The sequence below is a fragment of the Streptomyces noursei genome (assembly GCF_001646665.1).
GTDB classification, from domain to species: Bacteria; Actinomycetota; Actinomycetes; order Streptomycetales; family Streptomycetaceae; genus Streptomyces; species Streptomyces lavendulocolor.
In genome coordinates, this window is sequence record NZ_LWBU01000270.1 from 87,410 (window position 1) to 92,698 (window position 5,289).

A 5,289-nucleotide genomic window follows, 5' to 3' on the forward strand; every position below is an offset into this window, starting at 1 on the left:
GCCCCGCACTCCACCGGCGGGACCGCACCCCCCGCCGGCGCACCGCCCCACGCCGGGGTGACCACCCGCCCCGACCTCCCCCGACGGGCCCCACCGGCCGTCTGCACACATACGCGCGTAACACCGAGGAAAGGAGCCGTCCGTGGCACGCTTCTGCGCCTGCCTCGCCCCGACCACCGGGCTGGCCCATGCCCATGTCGCGGCGATGGGCGCCACCGTCGCGACGGACCGGGCGCCCGTCGACGTGCCCGGGGCGTCGCTCGGGCTGGTCGACGGCGAACCGGGCCGCGCCCAGGGCCCCTTCGCGGCCCACGGCATGACCGCGGTCGGCGAGGTCACCCTCCACAACCGGGCGGAACTCCGCGCCGCGCTGTCGGCCGACGCCGCCCCGGCCCCCGCCGGCTGCCCGGACGGCGAACTGCTGCTGCGCTGCTTCGCACGGCTCGGCGAGGCGGGCGTAGCGCTCGCCGAAGGCATGTTCGCGCTGGCCGTGGCGGACGGACGGGACCTGGTCCTCATCCGGGACCACGTGGGGGCCCGCACGCTCTTCTACGCACGCGCGGACGGCGCGTGGGCCGCCTCGACCTCGCTGCGGGCGCTGCGCCGCTGGCCGGCTCTGGGCACGTCCATGAACCTCGCGGCGGTCCGCTCCTTCCTCACCTTCGCGTACCTCCCGGGCGAGGAGACGCTGCTCACGGGGGTACGGGAGGTGCTCCCCGGGCGGGTGCTGCGGCTGTCCGGCGACGGTACGGTCGCCGAGTCGGTGCACTGGGAGCCCCGGGAGCGGCTCGACGACGCCCCGCCGGCGGGCCCGGGGGGCCACGCGCCGGCGCTGCGGGCGCTGCTGGAGGACGCGACGGCACGCAGGCTCCCGGAGGGGGAGCCCGCGGCGGTGCTGCTCTCCGGAGGCGTCGACAGCTCCCTCGTCACCGCGCTCGCGGCGAAGCTGCACTCACACCCGGTGCACACGTACTCGATCAGCTTCGGCGACGACCTCCCCAACGAGCTGGGGTACTCGGGCCTCGTGGCCACCCACTGCCACACCCGCCACCGGGTCCTCACCGTCTCCGGCCGGACGGTCGCCTCGCGTCTCGCCGAGGCGGCGGCGCTCCTGGACAGCCCGGTGGGCGATCCCCTGACGGTGCCGAACCTGATCATGGCGGAGGCCGTGGCCGCGGACGGCGCCTCGGTGGTCCTCAACGGCGAGGGCGGCGACCCGGTCTTCGGCGGTCCGAAGAACCTGCCGATGCTGGTGCAGGAGATGCACCGCCGGCCGGGTGCGCCCTGGGACGAGGACCGTGCGACGGCGTACCTCCGCTCGTACCGCAAGTGCTGGACGGACCTTCCCGTACTGCTGACGCGGGACACCCTGGACGCGCTGCGCGACGCCCCGCGGCCCGAGCGTTTCGTGGAGCCGTACCTGACGCCCGGTGCCGGGTCCCCGCACCGCATGGGGCACCTCCTCAACCAGCTGCTGCACTGCAACCTCCGTACGAAGGGTGCCCACCACATCCTCACCAAGGTGGAGCGCCTGACGGCCTCCCAGGGCATCGAGGGCCGGGCCCCGCTCTTCGACCGGAGGGTCGTCGACCATGCCTTCGCGACCCCGCCCACGGACAAACTCCGCGGCACGGCGGAGAAGTGGGTGCTCAAGGAGGCGGTGCGCGACCTCCTGCCGGACACGGTCGTCGACCGCCCCAAGAGCGGCATGCGGGTGCCGGTCCAGCAGTGGCTGGCGGGGCCGCTGCGCGAGCTCGCGGGCGACCTGCTGCTCGGTCGGCGGTCCCGGCAGCGCGGCCTGTTCCGCACGGACACCGTCCGCACCTGGATGAGGGGCGAGGGCACGCTGCTGCCGCGCCAGGGAGGCAAGTTGTGGCTGGTGCTGACGCTGGAGCTGTGGCTGAGGTCGTACGACGTGTGAGGCACGCGCGCCGGCGGACGGCCACCCGGGGCGCGCGGCAGGACGAGCGGAAGCGACGGCAGGAAGCGATCATGGATACAGGAAGCACCGCACTCGGCGGAGCCACCGGAGGTGCCGTGCGCACCCGGCTCACCGACCCCCGCACCGGCCGCGCACGCGGCACCTCGCCCCTCTCCCGGGAACCCGAGGTGGAAGCCGCGGTGGCAGCCGCGCGGGCGGCCCTGCCTGGCTGGAGCGGAGCGACCCCCAGGGACCGGGCGCGCCGACTGGACCGGCTGGCGACGCTGATCGAGGAGAACGCGGCGCGGTACGGGGCGTGCGAACGGGCGGGAACCGGCAAGCCGCCGGCGGAGACCGCGGGCGAGGTCGAGCAGGTGGCCGATCTGTTCCGGTTCTACGCGGCGGCGGCCCGGGCGCGGACGGCCCCTGCGGCGGGACGTCTGGTGGAGGGGCACGAGAGCTGGGTGCGGTGGGAGCCGGTCGGCGTGGTCGGGGTGATCGTGCCGTGGAACTACCCGCTCCTGATGGCGGCGTGGCGCTGCGCGCCCGCGCTGGCGGCCGGCAACACGGTGGTGGCGAAACCCGCCGAGACGACCCCCGACACGCTGGCGCTGCTGGCCGGGCACGCGGCGCAGGCGCTGGGGGCGGGGGTCCTGCAGTCGCTGCCGGGCGACCGGCTCACCGGGCGCCTGCTGGTCGAGGCCCCCGTGGACATGGTCGCCTTCACCGGCAGCGGCGCGGCCGGCCGGGACGTGGCGGCGCGGGCGGGTACGCGCCGCACCAGCCTGGAGCTGGGCGGCAACGCCCCCGCGCTGGTCCTGCCGGACGCGCCGCCGGACACGTACAGGGCGCTGGCGGAAGCGGCGACGTACAACGCCGGGCAGAGCTGTGCGGCGCCGGCCCGGGTCATCACCCTCACGGAGAACTACGCGGACACGGTCGGCCGGCTGACGGCCGCGATGACCGCCCGGACCGCGGGGCGGGACTTCGGCCCCCTGAACAACGCGGACCAGGCGGCCCGTTACGACCGCCTCGTCGCCTCGTCGGCCGCCGGGGTCGACGCGGTGGGCGCGCTGGCCCCCGGCCCCGGCGAGGAGGCGGGCCACTGGCGGCCGGCCCGGCTCCTGGCGGACCTGCCGGACGACGACCCGACGATCACGGAGGAGGTCTTCGGCCCGCTGCTGACCGTCCAGCGGGCGGACAGCGTGGACGCCGCCGTGGCCCTGGCCAACAGCGTGCCCCAGGCCCTGGCGGCCAGTGTCTGGACCACCGACCTCGGTACGGGGCTCGACCTGGCCGCCCGCGTCGACGCCGGCGAGGCGTGGGTCAACTGCCATCTGGTCCAGACGGCGGAACTCCCGCACGGGGGCCGCGGTTCCTCGGGCCACGGCACGGACCTCAGCGTCCTCGCGCTGCAGGAGTACCAGCGGCCCAGGACGGTGACCGTCCGGCTCGGCGGGCGCCGCACGGGAGACCGCCAGGGGTGACGGGGCGCCGGCCGCGACGACCGCCCGGCCCCGTGGCGCACCGGCCGGACACCAGGTGCGTGGCGCTGTCGATACGTACTTCTCCCCATGGTGCCCCCACCGGTCGCGCGCCATGATCGGTCACCGGTGGGCCGATGACCTGAGGTCCGCCGGTCAAGGGGGAAAACCACATATGTACTGGGGAACAGCGTCCGGAAGAGCTGTGCCCGGCGGCGCCACATCGTCGCATCGCCGTCGTGGCGGTGCGGTGCCCGCCGGTGCACTCGCCGCCACCGGTCGTCCCGGAGTCGTCGCGCCCGTCGCGACGGCCACGGAGCGGCACGGGGGCGCGGCGCACTGCGTCACCGTGCCGAACGGGGTCGATCACGGCGCGCAGGAGTCGGCGGCCCGCTCGCGCGCCTGCCTCACGGGGCAGGCCGCGGGCGACCGTGCGGAGCGGGCGGCAACGTCCGCCGCGACCGGCGGGGTGCGTTCGCGGGTGCGTACGACCGCGTCCACGGCCCCCGTCACCACTGCGGTCAGAGCTGCCTCCGCGGCGTAGACCGCTCGCGCCGTCGACCGCGTACGCGGTGGTCGAGCCAGCTGCGTCGCTCCGGATGCCGGACGGGTCCTTCCGTCCCCGGCGGCCCGCCGTCGCTGCCGTCATCACCTCGCTCATCACCAGCGCCCTCACTAGCGCCAGCGACATCGACATCACCGTCATCCGTTTCCGCGATTTCCGTCATTTCCTTCATTTCCGTCGACCATCGGAAAGGTCATGATCGGCATGCGTCCACTCCGTTCCTTGCTCGCGTCCCTCACGGCGGTCTGCGCCCTGGCGGCCGGCGTCACGGTGGCCGGTACCGCCGGGCCGGCCCAGGCCGCCGCGTCCGACTGCACGGGCGGTGCCCGCGGGTTCCGCGACCACCCCGACGACGCCTCCGGCGACACGCACAAGCCCCGCCGCATCGAGATGGGCGGCGGCATCGTCATCACCCTGGAGAAGGGGGTGTACGTGGGACAGCAGATAGCCTTCGGCAAGATCAGCGGCCCCACGTTCCCCGGTGACAAGGTCTGGATGGACTGGAAGGCGGACGGCTGGGACCAGGGAGGCCCTCCCGGCACCGCGATCCGCCCGTGGCTGCAGTGCGGTCCGTTCACCGTGCAGCGCATCGGGCAGAGCCTGACGACCCCGTTCAAACGCACCAGCACCGACCCGGCCTACCAGTTCCGGGTGTGCGGCTCACTCAACTCCAATCACGTGGTCCGCTGCTCCGAATGGTGGTGACCTCCCCGCTGCCGTAGCGCGTGGCGACGCCGTCGCGGGACCTGCCGCGGCGGGCCGCCACGGGCCTGGGCCGGATGGGGTACTTCCTCGGGTGCGGGTCGGGTAGGCACGTCGATACTGGCCGCGCGGCGCGCCGAGAAGCGGTCGCCATGACGGAGGAGTGCCCACGTGAACCCACCACCGGAGACCCGGGAGTCCGGCTGCGAGATGATGCGGCGCATCGCCCAGGAGCTCAGGGGGAGCATCGAGGCCGCCGAGGCGCATGTGCGGGAGCTCTCGAGCAGGATCGCCGAGCTGGAGTCGCAGCCCGATCCGGAGAACGAGCTGGAGATCCGTGCGCTCGTGCAAGCGCGGGAAGTCGTCGAGAAGAAGATCGAGGAGGAGCGGGCGTCACTCTCCACGCTGGAGGACGTGATCAGCGAGAACTGCTAGGGAGTGTCCGCAAAGTATCGGCGTCCGCCCGGAGGGCGGGGGTCGCGGTGTCCGGTGCGTGCGATCGCAAGGCGGAGGAGGGAGCCATGGCGGAGCCATGGTGACCGACGACAACGCCGCTGGGGGTCCCCCCTCTGGGGGAGCGCGTGCAGGGCGCCGCGGGCCAGGCGAGACTTTGCGGA

4 protein-coding genes are annotated in these 5,289 nt (G+C 74.5%); all 4 read left to right on the plus strand.

Features of this window, described 5'->3' with window-relative positions; genetic code table 11:
- Positions 1–142 precede the first annotated feature (142 nt).
- A complete protein-coding gene (locus tag A4V12_RS18620) occupies positions 143–1,921 on the plus strand; it encodes an asparagine synthase (protein ID WP_064070480.1) in 1,779 nt (592 codons plus the stop codon).
- A gap of 71 nt (positions 1,922–1,992) precedes the next feature.
- Positions 1,993–3,408 (plus strand): aldehyde dehydrogenase family protein, encoded by a 1,416-nt coding sequence (locus A4V12_RS18625; protein WP_064070496.1) that lies wholly within the window; start codon positions 1,993–1,995, stop codon positions 3,406–3,408.
- Positions 3,409–4,174: 766 nt separating this feature from the next.
- Positions 4,175–4,675: a hypothetical protein gene (locus A4V12_RS18630; protein WP_064070497.1), complete on the plus strand. Its 501-nt coding sequence runs from the start codon at positions 4,175–4,177 to the stop codon at positions 4,673–4,675.
- A 168-nt stretch (positions 4,676–4,843) separates the two neighbouring features.
- Positions 4,844–5,107 carry a hypothetical protein gene (locus A4V12_RS18635; RefSeq protein ID WP_064070481.1) on the plus strand — a complete coding sequence of 88 codons (264 nt, stop codon included), beginning with the start codon at positions 4,844–4,846 and terminating at the stop codon, positions 5,105–5,107.
- The last annotated feature ends 182 nt before the right edge of the window (positions 5,108–5,289 follow it).